This is a genomic window from Streptomyces sp. NPDC029296, from assembly GCF_055569255.1.
This window is the reverse complement of record NZ_JBVHXT010000073.1, coordinates 1-26578: the sequence shown is the minus strand read 5'-3', so window position 1 is coordinate 26578 and position 26578 is coordinate 1. Positions and strand designations below refer to the sequence as shown.

Annotated in this window: 20 protein-coding genes and 1 pseudogene; 14 read left to right on the top strand and 7 right to left on the bottom strand. The window is 70.3% G+C overall.

Features of this window, described 5'->3' with window-relative positions; genetic code table 11:
• Window positions 1-246 precede the first annotated feature (246 nt).
• Window positions 247-921, bottom strand: a complete 675-nt coding sequence (locus ACZ4W9_RS38710; RefSeq protein WP_467943926.1) for a TetR/AcrR family transcriptional regulator — start codon at window positions 919-921, stop codon at window positions 247-249.
• A gap of 266 nt (window positions 922-1187) precedes the next feature.
• Here ACZ4W9_RS38710 and ACZ4W9_RS38705 point away from each other — a divergent pair, with 266 nt between their 5' ends.
• Window positions 1188-2123, top strand: coding sequence for an oxidoreductase (locus ACZ4W9_RS38705; protein WP_467943925.1), 936 nt, complete (start codon window positions 1188-1190; stop codon window positions 2121-2123).
• 111 nt (window positions 2124-2234) lie between these two features.
• Here the strand turns inward: ACZ4W9_RS38705 and ACZ4W9_RS38700 are convergent.
• Window positions 2235-2651, bottom strand: a pseudogene (locus ACZ4W9_RS38700) (transposase); the annotation flags it as partial.
• Window positions 2652-3203: 552 nt separating this feature from the next.
• Between ACZ4W9_RS38700 and ACZ4W9_RS38695 the strand changes: the two are divergent.
• Together ACZ4W9_RS38695 and ACZ4W9_RS38690 are read left to right on the top strand one after the other, a co-directional pair.
• On the top strand, window positions 3204-3938 hold the full coding sequence (locus ACZ4W9_RS38695; RefSeq protein ID WP_467943924.1) for a dienelactone hydrolase family protein: 735 nt from the start codon (window positions 3204-3206) through the stop codon (window positions 3936-3938).
• A gap of 524 nt (window positions 3939-4462) precedes the next feature.
• Entirely contained in the window at window positions 4463-4726 is a 264-nt protein-coding gene (locus ACZ4W9_RS38690; protein ID WP_467943923.1) for a hypothetical protein, read from the top strand.
• Between the two features lie 124 nt (window positions 4727-4850).
• On the opposite strand, the gene ACZ4W9_RS38685 is transcribed toward ACZ4W9_RS38690, so the two are convergent.
• Window positions 4851-5369, bottom strand: a complete 519-nt coding sequence (locus ACZ4W9_RS38685) for a cupin domain-containing protein (protein ID WP_467943928.1) — start codon at window positions 5367-5369, stop codon at window positions 4851-4853.
• Between the two features lie 702 nt (window positions 5370-6071).
• Here ACZ4W9_RS38685 and ACZ4W9_RS38680 point away from each other — a divergent pair.
• The 3 genes from ACZ4W9_RS38680 to ACZ4W9_RS38670 are packed head-to-tail and all read left to right on the top strand — an operon-like array spanning window position 6072 to window position 8943.
• Window positions 6072-6971: a lysostaphin resistance A-like protein gene (locus ACZ4W9_RS38680; RefSeq protein ID WP_467943922.1), complete on the top strand. Its 900-nt coding sequence runs from the start codon at window positions 6072-6074 to the stop codon at window positions 6969-6971.
• Window positions 6972-6989: 18 nt separating this feature from the next.
• Complete coding sequence (locus ACZ4W9_RS38675; protein ID WP_467943921.1) at window positions 6990-8219, top strand: sensor histidine kinase; 1230 nt, start codon at window positions 6990-6992, stop codon at window positions 8217-8219.
• A gap of 4 nt (window positions 8220-8223) precedes the next feature.
• Window positions 8224-8943: a response regulator gene (locus tag ACZ4W9_RS38670; protein ID WP_467943920.1), complete on the top strand. Its 720-nt coding sequence runs from the start codon at window positions 8224-8226 to the stop codon at window positions 8941-8943.
• 321 nt (window positions 8944-9264) lie between these two features.
• On the opposite strand, the gene ACZ4W9_RS38665 is transcribed toward ACZ4W9_RS38670, so the two are convergent.
• Window positions 9265-10491, bottom strand: coding sequence for a serine hydrolase domain-containing protein (locus ACZ4W9_RS38665; RefSeq protein WP_467943919.1), 1227 nt, complete (start codon window positions 10489-10491; stop codon window positions 9265-9267).
• 144 nt (window positions 10492-10635) lie between these two features.
• Between ACZ4W9_RS38665 and ACZ4W9_RS38660 the strand changes: the two genes are divergently transcribed.
• Both ACZ4W9_RS38660 and ACZ4W9_RS38655 read left to right on the top strand, forming a co-directional pair.
• Window positions 10636-11988 carry a sensor histidine kinase gene (locus ACZ4W9_RS38660; RefSeq protein WP_467943918.1) on the top strand — a complete coding sequence of 451 codons (1353 nt, stop codon included), beginning with the start codon at window positions 10636-10638 and terminating at the stop codon, window positions 11986-11988.
• Entirely contained in the window at window positions 11985-12650 is a 666-nt protein-coding gene (locus ACZ4W9_RS38655) for a response regulator (RefSeq protein WP_467943917.1), read from the top strand. The genes ACZ4W9_RS38660 and ACZ4W9_RS38655 overlap by 4 nt, the downstream gene beginning before the upstream one ends.
• Before the next feature lie 551 nt (window positions 12651-13201).
• Here the strand turns inward: ACZ4W9_RS38655 and ACZ4W9_RS38650 are convergent.
• Both ACZ4W9_RS38650 and ACZ4W9_RS38645 read right to left on the bottom strand, forming a co-directional pair.
• Entirely contained in the window at window positions 13202-13621 is a 420-nt protein-coding gene (locus ACZ4W9_RS38650) for a VOC family protein (RefSeq protein ID WP_467943916.1), read from the bottom strand.
• Between the two features lie 66 nt (window positions 13622-13687).
• On the bottom strand, window positions 13688-14170 hold the full coding sequence (locus ACZ4W9_RS38645; RefSeq protein ID WP_467943915.1) for a GbsR/MarR family transcriptional regulator: 483 nt from the start codon (window positions 14168-14170) through the stop codon (window positions 13688-13690).
• A gap of 110 nt (window positions 14171-14280) precedes the next feature.
• On the opposite strand from ACZ4W9_RS38645, the gene ACZ4W9_RS38640 reads away from it, so the two are divergent.
• Both ACZ4W9_RS38640 and ACZ4W9_RS38635 read left to right on the top strand, forming a co-directional pair.
• Entirely contained in the window at window positions 14281-15180 is a 900-nt protein-coding gene (locus ACZ4W9_RS38640; protein ID WP_467943927.1) for an ABC transporter ATP-binding protein, read from the top strand.
• Window positions 15177-16775: an ABC transporter permease gene (locus ACZ4W9_RS38635; protein WP_467943914.1), complete on the top strand. Its 1599-nt coding sequence runs from the start codon at window positions 15177-15179 to the stop codon at window positions 16773-16775. The genes ACZ4W9_RS38640 and ACZ4W9_RS38635 overlap by 4 nt, the downstream gene beginning before the upstream one ends.
• Window positions 16776-16841: 66 nt before the next feature.
• Here the strand turns inward: ACZ4W9_RS38635 and ACZ4W9_RS38630 are convergent, their stop codons facing one another.
• Window positions 16842-19604, bottom strand: coding sequence for an AAA family ATPase (locus ACZ4W9_RS38630; RefSeq protein ID WP_467943913.1), 2763 nt, complete (start codon window positions 19602-19604; stop codon window positions 16842-16844).
• A gap of 490 nt (window positions 19605-20094) precedes the next feature.
• Between ACZ4W9_RS38630 and ACZ4W9_RS38625 the strand changes: the two genes are divergently transcribed.
• The 4 genes from ACZ4W9_RS38625 to ACZ4W9_RS38610 form a co-directional block, all read left to right on the top strand.
• On the top strand, window positions 20095-20484 hold the full coding sequence (locus ACZ4W9_RS38625) for a nuclear transport factor 2 family protein (RefSeq protein WP_467943912.1): 390 nt from the start codon (window positions 20095-20097) through the stop codon (window positions 20482-20484).
• A gap of 32 nt (window positions 20485-20516) precedes the next feature.
• On the top strand, window positions 20517-21704 hold the full coding sequence (locus tag ACZ4W9_RS38620; RefSeq protein ID WP_467943911.1) for a cytochrome P450: 1188 nt from the start codon (window positions 20517-20519) through the stop codon (window positions 21702-21704).
• A gap of 8 nt (window positions 21705-21712) precedes the next feature.
• Window positions 21713-21907, top strand: a complete 195-nt coding sequence (locus ACZ4W9_RS38615) for a ferredoxin (RefSeq protein ID WP_467480861.1) — start codon at window positions 21713-21715, stop codon at window positions 21905-21907.
• 109 nt (window positions 21908-22016) lie between these two features.
• Window positions 22017-26578: beta-ketoacyl synthase N-terminal-like domain-containing protein (locus tag ACZ4W9_RS38610; RefSeq protein ID WP_467943910.1), on the top strand; the 4562-nt coding region annotated here is incomplete at its 3' end.

Below are 26578 nucleotides of genomic sequence, written 5' to 3'. Positions count from 1 at the left end.
AAGCTCTTCGACGAGCACACCGCCTTCCCCGTCGAACTCGCCCCCGCAGCTTGACGTGTTGAGCGCCTGAGGTGTCTATGCGGTCACAGCACTAGGGTCAGTCTTCGAACAGGTTTCGCCCAGAGCAGGAACGAGGCGAGAGTGACCGCTGCTTTGCAGGAAGTGGTGGTCTTGTCGTACCTGGTCGCGACGCGCCACCGCGCGCCGGCCGGCGCGGCCCGGCCCGCAGCTGCTGCCTGGACGGGCTCAGGCGGAGGCGCGGGCGATGGTGCCCACGGTGAGCGTGGCCAGCATCTCCTGCAGGGAAGACTCGAAGTCCAGCTTGAACGCGGTGAGTGAGGGATCGGCTTCGTAGGCGGCGAGCATCGCCGCGGAAGGCCGTGCGTGTGTCCACACGGCGCCGACGGCCATGATCATGGCTGCGGTCAACTGCGGTGCGCTGTCGCCCAGTTCAGGAAGGTGCTGGTGGGTCAACGCCGCGATGTCGGCGACGTTGGCCACGGCCGCGCGCTTGTAGCGGGCGGCCACCTGCGGGGAGACGTTGTGTTCCAGTACGCCCGCCTGCGCGCTCAGCAGGTCACACAGGACCCGGCGCTGGGCGAGGGAGCCCGCGACGGCGGCGGCGAACTGCTCCGCACGCCGGCTCACCGGAGCGTCCTGGTCGACGCCGGCGCGCACGAGGGCAGGCAAGTCGACCGCCCACTGCCGCCAGGCACGGTCGAGCAGCTCCAGCAGGATCGCCTCACGCGATTCGAAGTAGCGCAGCACGTTGGACTTCGCCAGCCCGACGCGGCGGCTCAGCTCGTTCAGGCTGATCTCGCCGATGGGCATCTCCTCGAGCATGGCGGCGGTGGTGTCGAGGATGGCCTGGCGCCGTATCTCACGCTGCTCCTCACTGCGCGCACGCTGGAAGTCAGTCATGAGCCCCAGCTTACAGACTGCCGGTCCTTTGACATCAGACCGACGGTCTTCTACGTTGGTATTGCAGCCAAACAGACCGCCGGTCTGAAAAGGGGGCAGGGTGGCCCAGTGCCGCCGGCGCCTTCAGCGGCACGCTCCTGCACATCATCCAGGTCTTCGCCGAAGCCGCCTTCGCCGAGAACATCCTCGGCACGCTCTTCCAGGTCGCTATCACGACCCTGCCGAGTGCCGCACGACCGAGCACAGGATCACCGAAACCGAGGAGCGTGACAACAGTGAACCACTGGACTCCCGACGACATCCCCGATCAGACCGGCCGCACGGCACTGATCACCGGCGGGAACGGCGGGATCGGACTGGAGACCGCCCGCGTGCTCGCCCGGCACGGAGCCCGTGTCATCCTGGCCGGCCGCAGCCAGACCAAGCTGGACCGGGCCGTGGAGGCTGTGCGCGCCGCGACCCCCGGGGCCCGGGCGGACACCCTCGTGCTCGACCTCTCCGACCTCTCCTCCGTCCGCGGCGCGGCCACCCGAATCGCCGAGACCGAGACGGTCGACCTGCTTGTCAACAACGCCGGCGTGATGAACCTGCCCGAGCGGCGGACCACCCACGACGGCCTCGAGATGACGGTCGGTACAAATCACCTCGGCCACTTCGCCTTCGGCGCCCAGGTCTGGCCCGCCGTGCGCCGCTCGTCCGCACCGCGCGTGGTCACCGTCAGCGCCATCGCGGCGCGGTGGCCGATGGGCAGGCTGGACGACCTGATGAGCGAAAAGAGCTACCGCGCCATGGGTGCCTACGCCAAGTCCAAGCGCGCCAACATCGTCTACACCCTCGAACTCGCGCGCCGCACCGCAAGCAGCACCGTCGAGGCGCTCGTCGTCCACCCGGGGTCGGCGATGACCGGTCTGCAGCAACACGGCAACGGCACCCTGAGCCGCATAATCACCCCGATCGCCGCACGCCTGCTCATGGGCTCGGCCGAGGGCGCCGCCTGGCCCTCCCTGTACGCGGCGACCAGCCCGTACGTCCAGTCGGGCCAGTTCATCGGTCCCGCCGGACGGGACCAGACCTCCGGCACCCCCAAGCCCGCCAAACTCCCCACAGGCGCCGACGATCCCGCGGAGGGCAGACGGCTCTGGGTGGCGAGCGAGCAACTCACAGGTGTCACCTTCGACCTCGAAGCCGGGACCGCCACCTGAGTGAGCGTTCGGTTCGCTGGTGTCCGTTTGGTTTGGGGTTAGGTGTCGCACCAGTTGGGGGGTTTCCTGGGTGATTCGTCGGCTCATGAGGTCGATGCCGCGGGTAGCGGCGTGTTCGACGGCGGCGTTCTTGTGTCCGGAGTCGGCCCAGGCTTTGGTGACGCGGGGGTGGCGGGCGGCGCCCTGGTCCAGGAGGTGGGTGCCGGCGGTGGAGTCGTGGACGGCCGCGGAGGTGACCAGGACGGTGAGGAGGCCGAGGGTGTCGGTGACGATGTGTCGTTTGCGCCCGGTGATCTTCTTGGCGGCGTCCTAGCCCTGGCCGGTGAGCCGGTCGAAGATGCCGTCGGCTTCCCATTTGGCGAAGTATCCGTAGACGGTCTGGTGGGGCGGGAAGTCGTGCGGGAGGTAGCGCCAGGGGATGCCGGTGCGGTCGGCGTAGAGGATGGCGTCCATGAGGTCGCGCAGGTCGTGGGTGGGGCGGTGGATGCCGGCTCGGGCGTTCCGGCAGGGGTGATGGGTGGAGTGGATGAGTTCCCATCGCGCGTCGGACAGGTCGCTGGGGTAGCGTCGTCCGGGCTGCCTACTGCCGGAGTACGGGACCGTGGCCGAGGCGGAGAGAGTGCGCGGGCCGCCGGTGGAAGTTTTGGGGCAAGCCGGGGCACTGCTGAATGAGACGGTGCATTGTCGGGCGAAAGCATGCGCCGTTCAGACTCTCCAACTGGGTCATTGAGGGTTTATCCGCGCATACGAGGTCGTCGTGCAGTGGCCGTGTCGGAGTGCAATCTGCCAATAACCACCGCGAAAACGAACCAAACGCTCACTAAGAAGCTGTTGTCTTTCCGATCTCGGGTGGTGTCCGTCGAACGGGAGTCCTGATGTCCTGTCGGTGGGCTACGCTGTGCGGCTATGAATACCGGGACGGCCTTGCGCCACACACGGATTGGTGACCCGGGGCTCTTCTGAGCGCCGTACGGGCCGGTTTGGGCCCGCTGTTTGACCGAGGCTTTTGCGCTGCTGCGCGGGCTCCGCCTCCGTCGTGTTGATCACAGGCTCTGCACATCAACCACGACAGGAGTACTCATGCCCACCAAGACGCTGCGGATTCCCACCACGGACGGGCAGGCCGACGGCTTTGCCGCCTTCCCCGACCACAGCGAGCGCCACCCAGGGGTGCTGATGTATGCGGACGGCTTCGGCATCCGGCCCGTGCTGCGGGAGATGGCCCGCGAACTGGCCGGGCACGGCTACTACGTGCTCGTCCCCAACTCGTTCTACCGCCACGGCCCGGCACCGCTGGTCGAGCTACCCGAGTACATCGGAGAGGAGGTCCGGCCCGCGGTCTTCGCCCAGCTGATGCCCCTGATCGAGGCGCACACCGCCGAACGTGTCCTGAGCGACGCCGACGCCTACCTCAGGTTCCTCACCACCCAGCCCGAGGTCGGCGCCGGACCGGTCGCGGTGACCGGCTACTGCATAGGCGGCCTCTACGCGATGCGCACCGCCGCGGCCCACCCCGACCAGGTGGCGGCCGTCGCCGCGTTCCACGGCCCCGTGGGCTCCGACGGACCCGACCTCTTCTCCAAGATCACCGCCCGCGTCCACCTCGCCCACGCCGAAGGCGACATGACACCTGAGGCCCTCACCGAGCTCAACCAGGCCCTGAACGCGGCAGGTGTCGGCTACACCTCCGAGATCTACCCCGGCACCATCCACGGCTTCACCATGTCCGACACCGACGCTTTCAGCGCCTCCGGGCTGAAGCGTCACTGGGATCGCCTGCTCCCTCTTCTGGACCGCACGCTGTCCAGCAGCTGAGGCCCCAGCCCGGAAACCAAGCCCGAAACGGCAGCGACGAGCTGTCAGCCGTGCCTGGATCCGAATGGGCTGGACGTCGGTGAGCCAGCCGAAATGCGCGGTCTGCGCGAGCTGGCGGGGCACGACAGCCGGATCGCTTGGCATCCTTCCGAGGCACCGGGGTTGTTCGCAGTGAAGTTCTTGGCTGCTCCGGGCATACGTGCGCTTTGGGCAGCGGGGGGCTGCGGCAGGCGCGGGGCTCGGTCGGCCGTTCGTCCACTCCGTCGCCGGGCCGCGCCGGGAGACGGAGAACACCGCCTCGTAGGGACCGGCAAAAGGCGAGCGGCCGATCGCTTGGCCTTTCAGCGCGCCCTCCCCTCCTCGTGCAGCGCTCCACCGCGGGTGCCGGGCTCATCCGGAGCGGCCCGGCACCCGCCCCTCGCCGTATTGCGGCACGATGAGCACGCTCCGCATTTCACGGAGACGGGTGTCGTCCGCGCCGAGGGCTGCTTCGTGGACCTTGAGGAGATCCGGAGCAGGCGCCGGTGAGCGGACAGCAGCCGTACGCGGTCCGGCTCTCCCCGCGGGCCGCGAAGGTGCTCGCCGCGCTGCCCGAACACGCGGAGGAGATGCTCTGGGACGTCCTGAACACGGCGGCCGGCGCCCCGTGGGGCTACCCGCGGTGGGATCCGGACGACCCAGAGGGCGAGGACGTGCGCATCGCGTCCGTCGGCCGGCTCTCCGTGACCTACTTCGCCAACCGCCCCCTGCGCCACTTGTCCGTCCTGGACTTCGCCTGGCTCGGGTAGCACCCTGTGACAACGCCCCGTCCCCGGCATCGCAGCGGCATTGTTGGCGAACTCGTACCGGGCCGGGCGTGCGCTGGCGGTAGCCATCGTGGCGGGGGAGCGGTAGTCCCGCAACGGCCCCGAACTACTCCTTGCCGGGCTCGAAGTCTTCCAGGAAGTAGCTGTCGTGCCGGACGCGGAACCGCTTGAGTTCCTCGCCACCGCGCTGCGTCACCTCCGCGACTCGTTCGAAGTATTCCTCGCGCGGGGCGCCGGGGGAGAAGAGCATGAGCATGGACATGGGCTCGTCGGTCACGTTTTTGAAGGCGTGCAGGCCGCCGACGGGTACGTACAGGAAGTCGCCCACGCGGCCCGTGACCCACTTCTCGCCGTTGTAGAGCTCCAGTTCGCCGGAGAGGATGTAGAAGGACTCCGACATCGCCTTGTGGAAGTGGGTCTTGGCTCCAGCGGACCGTGCACCCAGCTCCACCTTGTACAGGCCGAATTCGCCGCCGGTCGACTCGTTGGTGGCGAGGTAGTGGGTAGAGGCGCCGGGTGAGGAGATGTCTGGCGGGGTGTCGGCCGGGCGGAAGGACGCGTTCACTTCGCCCTTGTTGCCCTGGTAGCGGGCTTCCGGGTACTCGAGGTGTTCCGGGTACGACATGATGCGCTCCTCTTGGCAGGTCTCCACCAGCATGGTGGCTCCCGCCTCCAGAAGGTGGCATCGGGCTTGCGGATGGTTTTGGGCCGGCCCGGGCTGAAGGCCGGGGACGTAGGTACTGCAGGGCTGGGTGGTGGGCCGTAGGGTGCCAGGCGTGACGTTCGTATGCCGGCTCGTGGAGTGTCGGTCCACCCTGCGATGAGGCGGTGAAGGTGAAGGTTCATCGCGGTGGTGGTGAGCTGGTGCTGTAGCCGGGCCTCGGCCAAGCCGTGATAACGGCATCGCCGCAGGCCGAAGGCCCTTACTCCCTGGGGGGATTGCGCCCAGGTGGGGAGAGGGCGCGGCACCCGGAATGGAGAAGTACCGTCGTCCGGGTGTCCGGCCCGGACGCTGTCCGCGGATGCCGCCGACTGCTGACCGCCGGCGTCCGTATCGGCATCACCCAACTGGCTGGCGCCCGCACTGGGGCCCCTCCCATCGAGCTGGACCCAGGAGGCACTGTGAGCTTCGAGGGGGGAACGGAGGACACCAGCGGTGTGGTGGGCGTGCCCCGTTCGCGACCAAGGGGATGTTGCCGCATTCTCGGGGCGCATCCCCCGCGAGAGCTACAGGAGCTGTCCACATGCGGGTGATGCGCGGACGGCGCCGGATTCCTAGCGTGGTGGTCAGGTCGCCGCCTGCGCGACCGCTCCAGGGGAGGCCACGATGAGTACGACGTCCACCGCACGGCACGCCGAAGGCCCCGGCCCGAGCAGAGGCTCCGACGGTCACGGCGCTCGCGGCGGTCGTCTCGGCCGGACCGTCCGCTCTCCGCTCGGCTGGATGCTGACGGGTCTGGTGGGCGTTGGCTTGGTCTCGGGCCTGACGGCCACGGGTCCTGGTCCGGTTCCGGTGCTGGGCGCGGTGGCCGCGGTGGCCGTGTACTGGCTGGTCATGCGCCGTGTCGCGCGTCGCTCGACGCCGGAGATCGCCCGGCGGGGAGCCGGACGGGAGGCGCTGATGGGCGGCGCGATCGGCCTGGGATTCGTTCTGGTGTCCGCCTTGCTGATCACGGCGTTCGGGGGCTACTCGTTCTCCTGGGCGGGTCATGGCTTCGTGGCGGTCGTCTGGTCCGCGGTCATGGTGCAGATCGGCACCGCGGTCACCGAGGAGTTGTTGTTCCGCGGTCTCGCGCTGCAGGCTCTGGAGCGGCTGTGGGGCAGCCGGGCCGCCATCGTGATCACCGGCGTGTTCTTCGGCATCGCCCATCTGGGCACTCCGGGAGCCACCGCGTGGAGTGCGCTGGCGATCGCTTCGGAGGCGGGCGTGATGCTCGGCGCCGCGTTCCTGTGGCGGCGTAGCATCTGGTTCGTCGCGGGTCTGCACTTCGCCTGGAACACCACCGAGCAGCTGCTCGGCATCCCGGTCTCCGGGCACACCTCCGAGGGCCTGTTCACCGTCGACGTGCATGGCTCCGCTGTGCTGACCGGCGGTGGTTTCGGGCTGGAGGCGGCGCTGGTGCCCGTCGTCGTCGGTGTGCTGCTCGCCGTCCGGATGTTCGTCCTCGCCCGCCGCGGCGGCCGTGTGCAGCCCCGTCGGTCCGCACGACCCACTCAGGCCGGCTGACCGGAGGAAACGGTAGTGATGTCCCCTCAGACGCCTCGGAACCGTGCGCTGCTGCGGGCGCCGCTCGGCTGGTGGGTGGAGCGGAACACCTTCCTTGAGGACGGCGTCCTCGCCCTGGTGCTGGCCCTGTTGGCCTTCGTACCTACCCTGTCCACCATCGGAGGGCAGATCGGGGATCTGCCCGAGCGGCCGGCGAGCGCGCTGAGCGTCGGGCTGATCCTGGCCCAGACCCTGCCGCTGGCGGCCCGCCGGCGGTGGCCCGCGGGCTGCCTGGCTGTCGTCGCGGGCGCGTTCGCCGCGCACCAGGCGCTGGGCTTCGCGACGACGTTCGGGAGCCTGGGGCTGTATCTGGCCCTGTACTCGGCCGGGGCCCACCAGGTTCGCCTCCGCCACGGTCTGGCGGGCGTGGTGAGCGCGGGATACGCCGTGCTGGCCCTCGTCCTGGACCGCCTCGGCTCACCGCAGGGCATCGCGGACTATCTCGCGTTCTATCTGACTGTGGCCGCGTTCTGGCTGGTGGGAGCCACCGTGCGCACACGGCGGGCGGAAGAGGCGCAGCGGCGGCGGCTGGCCGCCGAAGTGGCCACGGCCGCGGAGCGGGCACGGATCGCCGGCGAGCTGCACGACGTGGTCACCCATCATGTGACGGCCATGGTGGTCCAGGCGGACGCGGCACAGTTCCTGCTCACCTCCGCACCGGACAAAGCCGGCGAGGGACTCTCGGCGGTCAGCGACACGGGCCGTCGGGCGCTGACAGAGCTGCGATACCTGCTTGACGTGCTGGAGGCGACCGGCGAGTCAGCGTCCGCGGACCCGGCGTGCGCGGACCGGGCACCCACCCTGGGTCGGATCGGGGACCTGGTCGAACAGGCCCGCAGGTCGGGGCAGCCGGTCGAGTTCAGCGAGCAGGGCGAGCGGCGAGCGCAGTCCGTGGACGTGGAGCTGGCCGCGTACCGGGTGGTGCAAGAGGCGCTCACCAATGCGATGAAGTACGCCGCCGGGCAGACGACACGGGTCCTGGTCCGGCACGGTGCGGAGCACATCGAGATCAAGGTGACCACCGACGGGCCCACCGCCTCCCCGGCTTCCGCACCCGCCGCGCGGAAGCCGGACCCCGCGGGCGGGCGTGGACTGGCGGGGCTGCGTGCACGGGCGCGGATGGTCAATGGTGAACTGGAGGCCGGACCCCGGCCCGACGGCGGGTTCGAGGTCCACGCCACCATTCCGTCCAAGCCCGTATCGGAGTGACCCCGTGAGCGATGCGCCGCCACCGATCCGTGTGCTCGTCTGCGACGACCAGGCACTGGTGCGCACCGGCTACGTCACGATCTTCTCCGCCCAGCCCGACATGGAGGTCGTCGGAGAAGCCGAGAACGGGCACGAGGCGGTCCAGGCCGCAGGGCGCCTGCGTCCCGACGTGGTGGTGATGGACATCCGGATGCCCCTGCTCGACGGCATCCAGGCGACCCGGCAACTGGCCGGTCCCGACGCCGACGCACCGCCGAAGGTGCTGGTCGTTACCACCTTCAACGTCGACGCCTACGTCTACGACGCGCTGCGTGCCGGGGCCAGCGGCTTCCTCCTCAAGGACGCGCCCCCGGCGGAGCTGGTCAACGGCATCCGGACGGTCGCCAGGGGCGAGGCCCTGCTGGCCCCCGCCGTCACCCGTCATCTCATCGGCCGCTTCGCCGAACACCTGCGCCCGGCCGATACTTCCCGGCCGGCCAGGGAGGACGTGGTACGGGCACTCACCCCGCGCGAGCTGGAGGTGCTCCGGCAGATCGCTGAGGGGCTGTCGAACGCGGAGATCGCCGCGGCGCTCTTCATCACCCCCGAGACGGTCAAGACCTACGTGTCGAGGATCCTGGCCAAACTCGGCCTGCGCGACCGAGTCCAGGCCGTCGTCCTCGCCTACCGGGTCGGGCTGGCGTCCTCCACCGGCTGGTCGATGAGTAAGCGTGACGTCGGATGACGGCCCTGCCGCCCGGGGCGGCAGGGAAAGGCGTCAGGGAACACCCGCCGCGAGGGACCCCCCTCGGTCTCAGCCATCCTTCCGAGGACATCCGGCAGGTCACGCCGTTGATCACTCGACAAGTCTTCAGCACGGCAGCGACACCCCCCAGGGCTTTGGCCCCCGTCTGTACCGAGCGCGTCCGAGTAACCGCCCCCTCCGGCGCGACCCGGCCGGCTCCTCATCCGTGACGGGCTGCCGGCAGGCTCCGCTCTGGGCCCTGTCGGTGGTCCAGGGGCGCGGGCAGCGTTCGCCCGGAAGCTCAGGCGGGTTGCGCTGTCCCTACGACTGGGTGATGAGTGTGCGCGCTGTGCTCACGACTGTGTTGTCGCTGTCTCGGTCGTAGTTGGTGAGGACGACCGCGATCCAGTCCGAACCGGGGAACCACTCGAGGTTGGCGAACGTACCGGGGGCCCCGCCGTTGTGGCCGACCACCCACTGGTCGCCGATGATGTCGGTGCCGGTCGCGTAGGAGTCGAAGGGGGTGTGCGCGGGGAGCCCGGGTTTGGGCGGCAGCGGCGGCTTGGGCACCTTGGCGCCGAGGGTGAGTTCGGTGTACGCGGAGTTGAGGAGCTTGTGACCGAGCAGGGCCTTCGTGAAGCGGACCAGATCCGGGGCGCTGGCGAAGGAGTTCCCCGCGGGGATGCCCGTGTAGAGGTAGTAGTCGATGGCCTCGACCTGTTGGCCCTGAGGCTGGTGCTGTGTGGTGTAGGGGTGGGCGAAGCGCGGGTCTTCGCGCCACTGGGGCTTGGTGATGAAGTCCGCGCTGGTCATCCCGGCCCGGCGGAATATGTTCTCGCGGATGTAGTCGTAGTAGGACTGTCCGGACACTTCGGAGATGACCGAGCCGAGGACGTGGTACCCCGAGTTGCTGTATCGCCAGCCGGCTCCCGGAGTGAACTGCAGGGGCGCCCGCCGGACGAACGCCAGGCACCCGTCCATGACCTGCCGCGGCGACATCCACTTCTGCGACTCGGTGCGATAGCCGTCTTCCGTCATGAAGTCACCCATCCCGGAGGTATGGGTCAGTAGTTGATGGATCGACACCTTGTCGGCGATCTCGGTCGGGAATCCGCCGAGGTAGGCGCCCAGCTTCTCGTGGAACGCCACCTTTCCCTGCTGGGCGAGCTGTGCGACCGCGACGGCCGTGAACACCTTGGTGATGGAACCCAGACAGAAGAGGGTGTCGGGTCCGTTAGGGATCGAGCGCTGGTTGTCGGCCTCTCCGTAGGAGCGCGCCAGCACCGTGCGGCCCTTGTGGACCAGCAGCACGGTGCCCGAGAACCTGTCCTGCGCGGCGAGCCGGGTGAGCATCTGGTCGAACTCGCCGCCGGGCCGCAGGGACCGCGGCGCTGGGCCAAAGGGAGTGGAGGAGCCGTCCGTACCGGCCCGCGAACCCTCGGCGGAGGCCGTACGTGCTCCGGCCGCGGCGATGGACGCGGCACCGATCAAGCCGAGAGCGGTGCGTCGGCCCAGCCGGCCGGATGGCGTTTCGTGTGAGGAGGTCATGGCCGACATCCTGCTAGCCGCCGGCCGTCCACCGCGTCTGGCTGTCGTCGCATGATCTCCTCTGTCCGAAGTCGTACAGGCGCGCGGTCCTCCGCCCTGAGACAGACGTGACGCTTACGGGGCGCTCCGTAGACTCGGCGGATCATGGGGAAGCAGCTTGTGATGTCCGTCCGTGGCCTGGCGCGGCGCGCGGACGTGCGGGACACCGCGTTCACGGTCGGACTGCTCGTGGTGTGTGTGCTGGTGAACGACCCGTACCGGGTTGTCGCGGCGACCGCCGGCAGACCGCTCGGCGGCGCGGTCGCGGACCCGTCGGGCGGATGGTTGTGGTGGGCCACCACCGCAGCGACGATGACAGCCGTCGCGTTACGCAGACGTCGGCCACTGCCACTGCTCGCCGTCGCCCTCCTGTGCGCCGCCACGCATGCGGCCCTGGGGGTGCCACCGATGGTCATCGACGCCGGGGTGCTGGTACTGCTGTACAGCGTGGCCGCGTACTGCGAGCGTGCCGTTTCCCTGTCGACGCTGGTGCTCATGACGGTGCTGGTCGCCGGGTGGGGCGGCTACCGCGCATACCACGGACGCCCGGTCCCCGGGCTGCCCAACGCCGTGGTCCAGGTCGTCCACCGTCCCGACGATCCCGGCCCGGGAGACGTCAGCGTTCTCCGGCCCGACGCGTCCGCCAGTGCCCGGAACACCGTGTCGTTGTACGGGCTCGCTCTGCTCGCCACCTGGTCGACCGGCTACGGAGCCCGCAACCGCCGCGCCTACCAGGAACAGCTCAGGGCCAGAGCCCGCGACCTGAAACGCGAACGCGACCGGCAGAGCACCCTCGCCGCGGCTGCCGAACGAGCGCGCATCAGCCGCGAGATGCACGATGTCGTCGCGCACGGTCTCTCCGTCATCGTCATCCAGGCACAGGGTGCCGCCGCCGCGCTCCACGACGATCCCGCCGCCGCCGAGGGCGCGCTCGACGCCATCGTCACCATCGGCCGGGACTCGCTGGCAGACATGCGGCGGGTACTCACCGCGGTCGGAAAGAGCACCGACGGCACCTGGCACCCCCCGCCAGGCCTCGGCCAACTCCCCATGCTGCTCACGCGGCTGGAACAGGCGGGCACGCCGGTACGGCTACGCGTCGAGGGACAACCGGCCGAACTCCCGGCCTCAGTCGACCTGTCCGCGTACCGCATCATCCAGGAATCGCTCACCAACACCATCAAGCACGCGGGCCCGGGAGCCGGTGCGGAGGTGGTACTCGCTTACGCGGAGACCCGCATTCACATCGAAATCCGCGACGACGGACACCGTGAAAGGCACAGTGACCCACCGTCCGTGCACGCGAGCGAGGGCAACGGCCTGCGCGGAATGCGTGAGCGCACCCGGCTGCTCGGCGGCCGGTTCATGGCCGCTCACGGGCCGGACGGCGGTTTCGTCGTCCGGGTGACCCTTCCCCTTCACCGCACCGATCACCCACACCTCGAAGGACACCTGTGATCCGCACGCTGCTCGCCGACGACCAGGCACTCGTCCGCGCCGGCTTCCGGCTGATCCTGGAACGCGCCCCGGACATAGCGGTCGTCGGCGAAGCGGGCGACGGTGCCGAGGCCGCGGCACTGGCCGCCCGGTTACAGCCCGACGTCGTACTGATGGACATCCGCATGCCCGTCACCGACGGCGTCGAGGCAACTCGCCTCATCTGCGGCGACCCGGTCACCTCGCGCACCCGGGTCCTGGTCCTGACCACGTTCGACCTCGACGAGTATGTCTACGCCGCGCTCCTCGCCGGAGCCAGCGGGTTCCTGCTCAAAGACACCCTCGCCCCCGACCTGCTCGCGGCCGTCCGGAGCGTCGCTCGCGGTGACGCTGTCACGGCACCGAGCGTGACCCGTCGGCTCCTCGACCGCTACGTCGAGACGGCGCCCCGGCGCACCGCGTCGGCGGACAACCTGAGCCTGCTGACCGGACGCGAGCGCGAAGTGCTGGTGCTCATCGCCCGGGGCCTGTCCAACACGGAGATCGCCCAACGCCTCCACCTGACCGAGGGCACCGTCAAGACGCACGTCAGCCGCGTACTCGCCAAACTCGGGCTCCGCGACCGTGTTCAAGCCGTCGTCTACGCCTACGAGTCGGGGCTGGTGCGCACCGGAGAGGGCTGACCGGGAAGGCGCCCCGGCCGGTGCTGGGGTCCATCGGACCGGTCGATGCTCGTTGACGCGGCGGAGAAAAACCGTCACCGACGCACTGGCCGAGCTGATCGGAAACGCTCTCGACAACTCCTCGGCGTCAGCCGCCGCACAGGCCCTCTCACAACTGCGCTCTGCGCTCGAACACAACCAGATCGGCACGCCCACAGGCTGAACCACTGCAGCATCCGCGCCGCCAAATGGGCAACAGGGCCCTGACCCGAGACCAGGTCCTCGACTGGCGGGTGCGCGCGATGAAGGACCCGCAGCTTGGTGTCCGGCCACATCGGCCGGTACGGCGAGACATCAGCCCGGCGCCTGTTCACCGGGCGGCTGGTGGACCAGGCGCAGCGCCTGGCCGGCCTCGGGCACCTGAGCACCTGAGCCTCGGCTACGTCCCGTGGGGGCAGGAGTGAGCGGCGGCCGGATGCCCGGCGTGGGCCTGGCCCGGCCGTCTGCCGGCGGATTTCGGCAGTGTGATCAGTCATGCGGCCGGTCCAGCGCGGTCGAAGCCGGACGAGTGGTCAGCGCCAGCGGTTGTTGCTGGTGTGGTCGCCGGCGAGCCAGCGGGAGAGGTCGTCGCGTGCCGTGGCTCGCCGCTCGGCGGCGATCTTTTCCACGTCGGGGTGGTCGACAGCAAACTCCAGTAGCAGCCCGTTGGGATCCGTGATGTACAGCGAGACGCAGTACCCGTGGTCGACCACATGGGCGTTCGTCTCCGCATGGCCGGCCGCGGTGACGCGCTCGCGCATGGCTTCCTGGGCCTCCGCCTCGACCTTGAAGGCAATGTGGCGCACGGGGGTGGAATCGATGTCGGTCCTGAACTCCTCCTGGTCCTTGGGGTTCGCGAACTGGAAGAAGGCGAGCGCACTGCCGTCGGCCAGGCCGATCACATCCTCGTAGAAGCGCCGGTTGGCTTCCTGGCTGATCTGCCGAGTCCGCATTCCGCATGGTGAGGAGGGTGAGACCGGCGAACGGGCCCCGAAGCCTGCGCTCGCCGGTGCTCGTCTCTAAGCGGTGCGCTGGGCCCGCATGGTGCGCCATCTCTCCAGGGCGCCCTCCATCTCCTGGTGCGCGAAGGTGAAGAAGTCCCGCATCTCCGTCATGCGTGCGCCCGCCTTGGTGCCCGGGCCGCCGAGGGGCTCGATGCCCTTCTCGGTCGCGGCGATGAGCTGAGTGAAGAGGCTCTGCTTGGTCGCGGTCCCCAGATACCACGCGTCGTCGGGCAGCATATAGACGTCGCTGCGCGAACCCGGCACCGGCTCACGGGTGATGAGACCGGCCTGCTGGAGATAGCGGACGGCGCCCGACACGGCGGCGGGGCTCGCACCGAGCCGCTGGGACAGGTCACCGGCTGTCAGACCCTTCTCCTCCGTCGCCATCAGGGTCATCAGCACCCGCGCGCTCATCCTCGGGAAGCCCCACTCCGCGAACAGCATCGCCATCTGTTCGACGAAGTGCCGAGCGGCCTCCTCGTTCCTGCCTCCAGCCAAACTCACCAGCTCCTTCGACCGTGGTGCGCAGGTCACGCACGTCTCCATCATCTCCCAGGATCATGACATTCAGTCGCTTCACAAACAAGTGAAGGATCTGTAGCATCCCGATCGTGAACGCAACCGACGTGATCAACGCTCGAGGACTGCGCAAGCAGTTCGGCCGGACCGTGGCGCTCGACGATCTGGATCTTCAGGTGGCCCAAGGGGAGGTGCACGGGCTGCTCGGGCCCAACGGGGCGGGCAAGTCCACCGCCATCCGCGTCCTGCTGGGCATGCTGCGCTCGGACGGCGGATCGGTCACCCTGTTCGGCGGCGACCCCTGGCGGGACGCCACGACCCTGCACAAGCGACTCGCCTACGTACCCGGCGACGTCAGTCTCTGGCCCAACCTGAGTGGTGGGGAGACGATCGACCTGCTCGGCTCGATGCGCGGCGGCATGGACAAGAAACGCCGTGACGAACTCGTGGAACGCTTCGATCTCGACCCCAAGAAGAAAGGCCGTGCCTACTCCAAGGGGAACCGGCAGAAGGTGGCGCTGGTCGCGGCGCTCGCCTCCGACGCAGAACTGCTGATCCTCGACGAGCCGACCTCCGGGCTCGACCCCCTGATGGAAGCGATCTTCAGCTCCTGCGTCGCCGAGGCCAAGGAACGCGGCGCCACCGTCCTGCTGTCCAGCCACATCCTCAGCGAGGTCGAGGACCTCTGCGACCGGGTCTCGATCGTCCGGGCCGGCCGCCGGGTCGACTCCGGCAGCCTCGACGAACTCCGCCACCTCTCCCGCACCACTGTCACCGCCACGGTGACCCGTCCGTTACCCGGCCTCGACTCCGTGGCAGGCGTGTACGACCTGCGGACGGAGGGTCGCTCGGTGCACTGCCAGGTCGACCCAGACGCGCTGGAGAAGGTGATGCGCCTGCTCACCGACGCCGGTCTGGAGGCGCTGACCAGTCGGCCGCCGACCCTCGAAGAGCTCTTCATGCGCTACTACTCAGGGGAGCAGCAGTGAAGGGCGGCGGGCTCGCAGGACTGCCCGAACTGTCCAAACTCGCCACCCGCCGCGACCGGATCATCCTGCCGCTGTGGTGTTACGCCCTGATCGGCAGCGCCGTATCCACGGCCTCCAGCATCAAGGGCCTGTTCGGCGACCAGGCGTCGCGCGTGGAGTTCGTGGAGGGAATCCAGGCCGCGTCCGGCGCGATCGCGCTCTACGGCAGGGTCGGAGGCACCTCGCTCGGGTCCATCACCACCTGGCGGACGCTGGTGCTCGGTGCCGTCCTGGCCTCGGTGATGTCCGTGCTCCTCATGGTCCGCCACACCCGGGCCGAGGAACAGACGGGACGCCAGGAACTCGTCGCGGCGGGCGCCGTCGACCGCAAGGCGCCGCTGGTCGCCGCGCTGCAACTGGTCATCGGCGTCAACATCGCGGTCGGCGTCATCATCGGTGCCGTCCTGCCCGTCACCGGGCTCGGCGCGGGCGGCGCTTTCGCCCTCGGCTTGTCGATGGCGGGCTGCGGCATCGTCTTCGCCGGCATCGCGGCGGTCTGCGCCCAGCTCTTCGAGGCGTCGCGCAGCGCCAACGCGGCCGCGCTGTCCCTGCTCGGCGGTTTCTACCTGCTGCGCGCGGTGGCCGACATGAGCGAGGGCTCCTCCTGGCTGCTGTGGGCCTCCCCGATCGGCTGGGCCGAGCAGGTACGTCCCTACGACGGTGACCGCTGGTGGGCCCTGGCGGTGCCCGTGGTCGCCTCGGTCCTGCTGATCGCGCTGTCCTTGCGGCTCCTGGACCGGCGGGACTTCGGCTCGGGCGTGCTGCCGAACCGGCCCGGACCCGTCTACGCGGGCCGCGACACCCTCGGCACCCTGGGCCTGGCCTGGCGGATGCACCGGGGCAGCCTGCTCGGCTGGTCGATCGGCGTCCTGGCGTCGGCGATGGTGTTCGGCTCCTTCGTCCGCGACGTCGGCAACCTCCTGGACAGCGACCGGGTGCAGGAGATCATGCAGAGCCTCGGCGGCTCGCAGGACATGGCCGACTCGTACGTGGCGTCCATCGTGGGCGTCTTCGGCATCCTGGCGACGGTGTTCGCGCTGACGGTGATCGTGCGGGCCCGAGCCGAGGAGGCCGGGGGACGCATCGAGCTGATCTTCAGCGGCACGCCGAGCCGGGCCGCCTGGATCCTCAGCCACCTGACGTTCGCCATGGGCGGCGCGGTCGTCCTCCTCGCTGTCGCGGCCTTCGGCATGGGGCTCTCCCAGGGCCTCGGCGCGCACGACGTCGGGGGCGCTCTGGCCGACGTCATCGGTGCCGTGGCCGCGCAGCTCCCGGCCGTCCTGCTGATCACGGTCCTCACCGCGCTGCTGTTCGCCGTGCTGCCGCGCTGGACGGCGGCAGGCTGGGGTCTGCTGGGGCTGTTCGGCTTCATCAGCCTGGTCGGACCGCAGCTGAAGGTCAGCCAGTACGTCCTGGACGTCTCGCCGTTCACCCACGTACCGAAGCTCCCCGGCAACGAGGTCGTCGCGACCCCGCTGCTCGTGATGAGTGCCCTCGCCCTGGTGGGCCTGGCCGCGACGCTCGTGGCGTTCCGCCGCCGCGACCTGTTCAGCTGACCGCACCGCAGGAGGGAGGGCAGGAGGCATGCACAGCCCCCTGCCCTCCCTTGACCTCTCTCTGCGCTACGCCTTGACCGTCTCCCGATGCGACCCGGTGAACAGCGAAGACGCCAACTGGGCGCGGTCGTTGACCCCGACCTTGCGGTACATGCGCGTCAGATGCTGCTCCACCGTACTGACCGTGATGAAGAGCAGCTTCGCTATCTCGCTGTTCGTGTGCCCGAGCGCCACGAGGTCCGCCACCCGCTGCTCCGCGTCCGTGAGCACCACCGCAGGCGCGGGGCTCTCGGTGTCCGGCCGTTCCCGGTCCGAGGGGAGCAACCTGCTGAGCGGCTCCGCCTCGCACGCGTCCGCGACGATCCGCGCCTGGGACCCGATCACCCGGGCCCGCCGCGTCTCACCCACCGCGTGATACGTGTCCGTAAGATCGGCCAGTGTACGAGCCAGCTCGTAGCGGTCGCCGCTCTCCTGCAACGCGTCGACGGCCTGCCGCAGCAGCACGAGACGTTTGCGCGGCTCGTGCGTCGCGGCCAGCAGCCTGAGCGTCGCCCCACGGGTGCGCGGCGAGCCGCCGCGCTCGGTGCACTGCGCCTGCTCCTCCAGCACCGCACGCGCCCGGTCGCGTTCGCCCATGCCCAGCAACGTCTCACCGACATCGTTGCGCCACGCGATCAGCCCCGGTACGTCCACACCCCAGCGAGCCATCAGCTCCCCGCAGTGCTGGAAGTCCGACAATGCGCTGTGCCAGTCCCGCAGCGCCAGGCTGTACCGGCCCCGCGCGTGCAGATAGTGCAGCCCGGGCCGGCTCTGGAGCATCGCCTCCTGAGTCGGCACGTACAGCAGCTCCGTCGCCTCGTCCTCACGCCCCATCGCGGTCAGCGCGATGAGCTTGCAGGCGAGCGGCGCTCCGACCGCCACTCCCCACTCGTCGGGCGGTACGAGGTCGAACCAGGCGGTCGCATGCCGCACGGCCCCCGCAAGGTCACCGAGGCGCACACAGATCTCCGCGCGCACCGCGTGCAGCCGGGCCGCGCTGCCCCGCTCACCCCGCGACTCCGCCGAGCTGATCAGCTCGTCGCAGTGAGGCGACGCCAGCGCGGGCCGGTCCGCGTACGTCAGCGTCAGCAGCGCGCACTCGATCGTGTCCAGGTCGGTGCCGTACAGTCGGCTCCCGTGCAGGACCTGCTCCGCCTTGGGCACCGCACGGCCCGACGGACCCCGGGTCAGCACCGATTCCAGCGCGGACACCGCGTTGTAGCGGCGCCGGCTCTCGGTGGTGGACGGCACGCCGAACGGCTCCTGGCCGTCGTCCGCGTCGTCCGGCAGCAACTCCAGCAGCGGCGCGTACGAGCAGCGCAGCCACAGGCGCGCGGCATCCAGCTCCAGCGGCGTATCGGCCGTGGCGGCCTGGTCCGACGCGGCCAGGTGCCGCAGCACGTCCTCGGCGGCCTGCACCCGGCCGCTCCACAGCAGCGCCCGCACCACCCCGAGGATCTCCCCGCCGCTGAGACGGCCGGTGCGGACCGCCTGCACCAGATCGGTGACCCGCTGCTCCGGGACGGTGGTGCCCAGCCGGCGTTCCGCCAAGAGCAGCGCGGCCCTGATCCGCGCCAGCTCCCCCTTGTCCTCACTCAGCCGGCAGGCCAGCCGCAGATACTCGGCCGCCGTCGCCGCCCGGCCCTCGGCCAGCACCGTGGAGGCCGCCGAGTCCAGCACGGACATCGCCCACGGCGCCCGCACCCCTTCCCCTGCCAGCAGATGCGCGGCCACGACGGACGCCGAACAGCCCTCCGCGTACGTCAGTTCGGCCGCGTCGCGCTGCAGAGCGGCCGTCGCCTCGGGGCCGAGGTCGGCCAGTACCGCCGACGCGGCGTCCGGATGCCGGAACGCCCCCTGACTCAGCAGACCCGCCGCCTCCAGCACCGCCAGACAGTGCGCGACCTCCCCGGCCTCCAGACCGAGCAGCCGCGAGATCCGCTCGGGCGCGCCGAGGACGGCCAGCGCCCGCACCACCTGGGTGGCGGGCGCGGGAGCGCGGCGCAGACAGGACAGGAAAGCCCGCTGGTAACCCGTCGACGACTGTCCGGCACCCTGGACGTCGTTCAGCGCCCCGCCCAGCAGCAGGGGATTGCCGCCGCTGACCCGCAGCGCCCAGCCCGCGACCCACTGCGCGCAGTCCTCGCCGAGGCGGTTCGTCACCACCTCCCGCACCTGCTCCGCGTCCATCGGCGTCAGCCGGATCCCCCGCGCATGCGGCAACCGCAGCAACTGCTCGACGAACCCCGCGCACCGGTCTCCCGGGCCGTCACTGTGACTGAACACCGCGACCAACGCGGCGTTGCGGATACGGCGCCCCAGATACGCGAGGCAGGCCAGGGACGCGGCGTCCGCGTGATGGATGTCGTCCACCACGATCGCCACCGGCCGGGACGGGGCCACACCGAGCAGGAGCATGGACAGGTGATGCACGATCTGGGCGTCCACCGCGGACAGCCTCGTCACCGGACCGTCCGGCATGCCCGTCATATGGGCCCTGCCGTGGGCGAGCAACTGATCGGCCTGCTCACGGGCCGACTCCGACAGTGGTGCCTCCGCCAGCAGCTGGGCGATCACTCCCAGCGGGATGTTCTCCTCGGACTCCGACGCGACCGCGGGCAGGGCCAGACCGCCGGCGGCTCGGACCCGCCGGGTGACATCGGCCAAGAGCGTCGTCCTGCCCATGGCCACGGCCCCGCAGATGGTGGCGATGGCGCCCTCACCGGCCAAGGCGCCGTCCAGCAGCCCCGACAGCAGTCCGGCGGCTCGCGCACGTTCCAGCGCGCTCACCTTCCGTTCTCAGCGCGTGTGACGACGGCCCCCGCGCGGTGCGGTCCCGGACGTCTGTACAAAGGCGGAAAGGGGACTGCCCAAGAACGGCTGGACAAAAGGGTGGGGGGAGTGGCGAACATATGCGTTCGTACCTTCCTTCACGCGGTGACGGAGTGCCAGAACGACGGCGTCGGCACGCTCGATCAAGGTGTGAGGTTGTTCGAAACGTGCCATGTGCGTCAAGAGTGCGCCTGGGTGCTTGAAGTCCGAACTTGAGCAGACTATCAGGGCCTTCGAAGGGCCCCGAGTGACTACACACGCCTGAATGCCCTTCAAGAACGGGAACTCGCCACCCGCCGCGGTAACCCGCACACGGACGAGCGCCAGGGGTGGGCAGGGGTGCGAACAGGGGTGGTGCCACCCCCCTATCTGTTCGAAGACTGGGGCGGGCGGCGAGCGTGCCGACGTCGCCCCGCCTCTGCCGCCGCCCCGTCCGGAAGGAGACTGCGTGCCCGACGAGTCGACCCGCAAGGCGCTGGCACTTGAGTACTGCCGCCGGATGAACGCCGGCGACATCGACAAAGTTCTCGAACTGTTCGCCCCCGACGTGGTGTTCGAAGACCCGGTCGGGTCCGGCGAACAGACCGGCATAGAGGCCCTGCGCGCCCACATCACCCGCGCGCTCGTCGACGACCGGGCCACGGAACACCCCGGCACCCCGGTCGCCGCCCACGACGACGAGACCGTCGTCATGCCCACCGTCATCGAGCTGCGTCCCCGCAGCTACCCCAAACGGATCCAGATCTCGATCATCGGCGTGGTTCGGATCGGGCCGGACGGCCTGGTTCACGACCTGCGCGCGCTGTGGGGCGACACCGACGTGACAGTGCTCGGCTGACCCCGAAAACCCGTGACAGGAAGGCACACGCCATGACCGAGGTTCCCGCCGGGGCCCGACCGCTGCCCACCACACGCACCACCCCCCTGGACCCACCCCCGGAACTGCTGGAACGCCAGCGCGAGTGCCCCGTCGACCGGCTCCGCTACCCCGACGGCAGCGAAGGCTGGCTCATCACCGGATACGACCAGGTCCGCGCCGCCCTCGCGGACTCCCGCTTCAGCTCCCGCAAAGAGCTCCTGCGCTCGCCCGTCCAGCCGCAGGAACCCAGCGCCGCCAAACCCGGGTTCTTCGTCTACACCGACCCGCCGGAGCACACCAAGTACCGCCGCCTGCTCACCGGCCTGTTCACCCTGCGCCGGATGAACCAACTCGCCGAACGCGTCGCAGAGATCGCCGACGACACCCTGGACGCCATGGAGCGCACAGGCCCGCCCGTCGACCTCGTCCCCGCCTACGCGCTCGCCCTGCCCTCCCTGGTGATCTGCGAACTCCTCGGCATCCCCTACGAGGACCGCGAGGTCTTCCAGCACAACTCCACGGTCATCCAGGACATCAACACCCCCATCGAGCAGGCGTACGCCGCGCTCGAGGAGATGCAGAACTTCCTCGCGGGCCTCGTCGAACGACGCCGCGCCGAACCCTCCGACGACATCCTCGGCGGCCTCGCCGCCCACGAGGAACTCAGCGTCGAAGAGGTCACCAACGTCTGCTTCCTGCTCCTCGCCGCAGGCCACGAGACCAGCGCCAACATGCTCTCCCTCGGCACCTACGCCCTCCTCACCAACCCCGGCCAGCTCGCGCTCCTGCGCTCCGGCGGGACCACCATCGAGGCCGCCGTCGAAGAGCTCATGCGCTACTTGACGGTCAACCACTACGGCCCCATCCGCGGCATCGTGGAGGACTTCGAGTTCGAGGGCTGCCCCATGAAGGCCGGCGAGACCGTCACCCTCTCCGCGTTCGCCGCCAACCGCGACCCCAAGCACTTCGCCGACCCCGACCGTCTCGACTTCGTACGCGGCGGCCGAGGCCAGCTCTCCTTCGGACACGGCATCCACCAGTGCATCGGCCAGCAACTGGCGCGCATCGAGATGCGGATCGGCTTCCAGGCCCTCTTCGACCGCTTCCCGAACCTGCACCTGGCCGTACCGCAGGAAGAAGTCCGCATGCGGGACAGCATGCTGATCTACGGCGTCACCTCCATGCCGGTCGCCTGGTAGGCCGCCCGATGCACGTCGACGTGGACCGCGACCGCTGCTGCGGCGCCGGCATGTGCGCCCTGGAAGCCCCCGAGGTGTTCGACCAGGACGAGACCGACGGCCTCGTCGTCGTCCTCCTCACCGAGCCCCCGGACACCTTGTACGACGTCGTCCGCTCCGCGGCCGAACAGTGCCCCTCCGGAGCGGTCAAGCTCCGCGAATGACCTACCGGCGCCCGGGCGCGCCGCAACAGCGATCGGCAACCGCCTCGGGCCACCCCCGAGACTCCCTCGCGGCTGAAACCGCGTACGGCTGAGAACCGAAGGGCCAGACATGGCAGGTGTGGACCGCTCCCGCATCGACACGTCCGCGCACCGGGCACCCCGCCCCGACCCCTGCGAACCGATCGCCGTCGTCGGCATGTCGTGCCGGCTCCCCGGCATCGACACACCGGCGGACTTCTGGCGACTGCTGCGCGACGGCCGCCACACCGTGGCCCCGCCCCCCGCCGATCGCCCGGGCATCGGCGGCACCGCGGGAGAGGGCTCCTTCCTGCCCTCCGTCGACGGTTTCGACCCCGCCTTCTTCGGCATCTCCGCGCGCGAAGCCGCTGCCATGGACCCGCACCAGCGCCTCATGCTGGAACTCAGCTGGGAAGCCCTCGAAGACGCCGGCACCCTCCCCGCCAGCCTCACCGGCACCCGTACCGGCATCTTCGTGGGCGCCTTCGCCGACGACTACTCGCTGCTCCTGCACGCCGACGGCCCCGACGCCCTCACCGCCCACAGCACCACCGGCGTCCACCGCAGCATCATCGCCAACCGCGTCTCCTACTTCCTCGGCGCCCAGGGACCCAGCCTGACCGTCGACACCGGCCAGTCCTCCTCCCTCGTCGCCGTCCACATGGCCTGCGAGAGCCTGCGCTCCGGCGAGTCCGAAACCGCCCTCGCCGGCGGCGTCAACCTCGTCCTCACCCCGCAGTCCACCGCCCGCATGGAACACTTCGGCGCCCTGTCGCCCGACGCCCGCTGCCATACCTTCGACGCCCGCGCCAACGGCTACGTCCGAGGCGAGGGCGGCGCCGTCGTCGTCCTCAAGCCCCTCTCGCGCGCCCTCGCCGACGGCGACCGCGTCCACTGCGTCCTGCGCGGCAGCGCCGTCAACAACGACGGCGGCGGCGACACGCTCACCGCCCCCAGCGTCACCGCCCAGCAGGACGTACTGCGCCGCGCCTACGAACGCGCCGGCACCGACCCCGCCCACGTCGGCTACGTCGAACTCCACGGCACCGGCACCCCCATCGGCGATCCCGTCGAGGCGACCGCCCTCGGCGCGGTCCTCGGCGCCGCCCGGGACGCCGGCCACCCCCTGCCCGTGGGCTCGGTCAAGACCAACGTCGGCCACCTGGAAGCGGCGGCCGGAATCATCGGCCTCGTCAAGACCGCCCTCGTCCTCACCCACCGTCAGATACCGGCCGGACTCAACTTCACTACACCCCACCCCGACATCCCCCTCACCACCCTGCGCCTGAGCGTCCCCACCGAACTCACCGCCTGGCCCCAGGCATCCGACGACACCGCGGGCCCCCGGATCGCCGGAGTCAGCTCCTTCGGCATGGGCGGAACCAACTGCCACGTCGTCGTCGCCGAAACCGAAACCGAAGCCACCCGCCCCGGCACGACCGACGAGGACGACACCGGCAACCGCCCCCTGCCCGTCCTCCTCTCCGCACACACCGGCCAGGCCCTGCACGCCCAGGCCGCACGGCTCGCCCAGTTCATCACCGAACGCCCCGAACTCCGCCTGCCCGACCTCGCCCACTCCCTGCTCTCCGCCCGCTCCCTCCACAGCCACCGCGCGGTCCTGCTCGCCGCCGGCCACACCGACCTCATCGAGAGCCTCGGCGCACTCGCCGCAGCAGAACCCGCTCCCAGCCTCGTGACCGGCACCGCCCGCCCCCACGGCCGGCCCGTCCTCGTCTTCCCCGGCCAAGGCTCCCAATGGCTCGGCATGACCGCCGACCTGCTGGACGAGTCACCCGTGTTCGCGGACCGGATCGCCGAGTGCGAGACGGCACTCGCGCCCTACGTGGACTGGCAGTTGAGGGACGTCCTGCGCTCCCCGCAGGGGGACTGGCTGGAGCGCGTGGACGTCGTCCAGCCCATCCTGTGGGCCGTGATGGTGTCGCTGGCAGCGCTGTGGGAGTCCCACGGCGTGACCCCGGCCGTCGTGGTCGGCCACTCCCAGGGCGAGATCGCCGCCGCATGCGTCGCCGGAGCGCTCTCCCTGGAGGACGGCGCGAAAGTCGTCGCCCTGCGCAGCCGCGCCGTCCTCGCCCTCTCCGGACGCGGCGGCATGGCCTCGGTCGGCGTCTCCGCCGACCGCGTCGGCGACCTCATCGCCCCCTTCGGCAAACGCCTGTCCGTCGCCGCCGTCAACAGCCCCGCCTCCGTCGTCGTCGCCGGCGAACCGGGAGCTCTCGACGAACTCCTCGCCACCTGCGAGGCACAGGAAGTGTGGGCACGACGCATCCCCGTCGACTACGCCTCCCACTCCACCCACGTCACCCGCACCCGCCGCACCCTCCTGCGCGCCCTCGCCGGGATCCGGCCGCGCGCCGCGACCATCCCCTTCTGCTCGTCGGTGACCGGCGAACTGATGGACACCACCGGCCTCGACGCCGAGTACTGGTACACCAACCTCCGCCGCACCGTCCGGTTCGAGGACGCCGTCCGCACCCTCCTCGACCAGGGACACGACGTCTTCGTCGAGGCCAGCGCCCACCCCGTGCTGACGACCGCCGTCCTGGAGACGATCGAGGACACCGGCACCGAGGCCGCCGCCCTCGGTACCCTGCGCCGCAACCAGAGCGGCCCCGAATGCTTCCTCACCGCGCTCGCCCAGGCACACGTCCACGGTGCCCCCGTCGACTGGCAGCCCACCCTGCCTGCCACCGCCCGCCGCATCGACCTGCCCACCTACGCCTTCCAGCGCGACCGCCACTGGCTCGGCGACCTCGCCGACGCCCCACGCACCCAGCGCTCCGAAGCCGTCTCACGCCTCGCCGCAGCGCCCCTCGAAGAACGCGAACAGCTCCTGCGCGACCTCACCTTCGCGCACGCCGCCACGGTCCTCGGCTGCCCGGCCCTCACCCCCGCCGACACCCAGCGCACGTTCAAGGACCTCGGCCTCGACTCGACGAACGCCGTCGAATTCCGCAACCGGGTCAACACGGACACCGGGCTGCGACTGCCCACGTCCCTCGCCTACGACCACCCCACCCCCCTCGCCGTGGTCCGCCACCTCGCCGAGCTGCTCGCGGACCCCGATGGCGCTCCCGCTCCGGCCGCACCGTCGCCGGCCACGACCGCCACCGACGACGAGCCCATCGCGATCGTCGGCATGGCCTGCCGACTGCCCGGCGGTGTCAGCTCGCCCGAGGAACTGTGGCGCCTCGTCGCCTCCGGCGGGGACGCGATCTCCCCCTTCCCCGACGACCGGGGCTGGGATCTCGACGCCCTCTACGCACCCGACTCCACCGAACCCGGGACCAGCCACACCCGACACGGCGGCTTCCTGCGCGGCGTCGCCGACTTCGACGCGAGCTTCTTCGGGATCTCCCCGCGCGAGGCCGTCGCCATGGACCCCCAGCAGCGACTGCTCCTGGAGACGTCGTGGGAGGTACTCGAACGGGCCGGGATCGATCCGGCCGGGCTGCGCGGCAGCCAGACCGGCGTGTTCGTCGGTGCGATGAACATGGATTACGGCGCGCGGCTCGACGAAGCCGCGAGCGGGTCCGAGGGGTACCTCCTCACCGGGACCACCGGCAGCGTCGTCTCCGGGCGTCTCGCCTACACCTTCGGCTTCGAAGGGCCCGCCGTCACCGTCGACACCGCCTGCTCCTCCTCCCTCGTCGCCCTCCACCTCGCCGTCCAGGCCCTGCGCAACGGTGAGTGCTCGCTCGCCCTCGCCGGCGGCGTGACCGTGATGTCCACACCCGGGATGTTCATCGAGTTCAGCCGGCAGCGCGGGTTGTCGGCCGACGGGCGCTGCAAGGCGTTCTCGGACGCGGCGGACGGTACGGGCTGGGCCGAGGGCGTCGGTGTGCTGGTGGTGGAGCGGCTGTCGGACGCGGTGCGCGAGGGGCATCGGGTGCTGGCCGTCGTACGGGGGTCCGCCGTCAACCAGGACGGCGCCAGCAATGGGCTCACCGCCCCGAACGGGCCCTCCCAGCAGCGGGTGATTCGGCAGGCGTTGGTGGGGGCGGGGCTGTCGGCCACCGATGTCGATGCCGTTGAGGCGCACGGGACCGGGACGACGCTCGGTGACCCCATCGAGGCTCAGGCGCTGATCGATGCCTATGGGCAGGGGCGGTCCGCTGAACGACCGCTGTATATGGGTTCGTTGAAGTCGAACATAGGTCACGCGCAGGCCGCTGCCGGGGTGGCGGGTGTGATCAAGATGGTGATGGCGATGCGGGCCGGTGTGTTGCCCAAGACGCTGCATGTCGACGCGCCGTCCTCGCATGTGGACTGGTCTGCCGGGGCGGTGGAGTTGCTCACCGAGGCGCGGGAGTGGCCTGAGACCGGGCGTCCTCGTCGTGCGGGTGTGTCGTCGTTCGGGATCAGTGGGACGAATGCGCATGTGATTGTGGAGGAGGCTCCTGGGGCGGCTGTGGCGGTTGACGCTGCTGAGGTGCCTGTTGAAGTGTCCGGCCCTGGTGGTGTGTTGCCGTTTGTGGTGTCGGGGCGTTCGGTGGCGGGGTTGAAGGCTCGGGCTGGGCAGCTTGCCGCGTATGTGGGGGCTGGGGCTGGGGCTGGGGTTGAGTTGAGGGGGGTGGCCTCGGCCTTGGTGGCGGCTCGGTCCGCGTTGGAGTTCCGGGGCGTGGTGGTTGC